The 678-nt window shown below is 50.1% G+C and carries 1 protein-coding gene; it reads right to left on the bottom strand.

Features of this window, described 5'->3' with window-relative positions; genetic code table 11:
* Positions 1-480 (bottom strand): DUF4178 domain-containing protein (locus ACTHS3_RS16430; RefSeq protein WP_440368565.1); only part of this gene is annotated, 480 nt, incomplete at its 3' end.
* Between the last annotated feature and the right edge of the window lie 198 nt (positions 481-678).

Raw genomic sequence — 678 nt, 5'->3', positions numbered from 1 at the left:
CAATTCGCCCTGCGCGGCGGCGCGTTTCAAGCTGATTTTGCGGACATCGGAGGCAATATAGTGCTTATCTTGAAAAGTCAGCTCACTAAATCCGGCTTGCGTGTCTTCAAATTTCGGCGGATTATCGATTTCGACCGGCATGGTCATCACATACAAATCGCCCGCCTCAGAAAGCCAACCTGCTCTGCCGTCGTCAAATAACGCATACCATTCATTCCACGCACCATCGTCGTATTGCACCTGAAGCCGTCCGACCAAGGTAAAGCGTTGAGCGACAAATGTGCCGCTGGTGCCGATTTGCAGCGGACTAAAATCTTCCAGCAATGCGGAATCGCGGCCGGAGTCGACAACGCCGTTATCTTTCCGCACCAGCATGCTGTTGCAATAGCCGCACACCAGCGTCACGGCAGAAGCAGAATGCGCCTCGACAGGTGCTCCGCAGCTTGGGCAGTCGGTTTTGAAGAAAGGAGTTTGAGACATGGGTTTGCTTTTTCAGAATGGGTTGGAGTGTTTCAGACGGCCTTAACGTTTTTGAAGTCGGACAGGCTTAATCAAATCATTTGAAAGGCCGTCTGAAACCTTTTCATAGAAGCAGCTCAACGCTTCTTTTGAATGATATTTTTCAGACGGCCTTCAATTGATCAACCAATCAGCTGTTTCAACACTTCAGCCTTGGCT

It is taken from the genome of Neisseria sp. P0009.S007 (assembly GCF_051962515.1).
The sequence above is the reverse complement of the archived record's forward strand: the minus strand, read 5'-3'. Positions and strand labels throughout refer to the sequence as shown.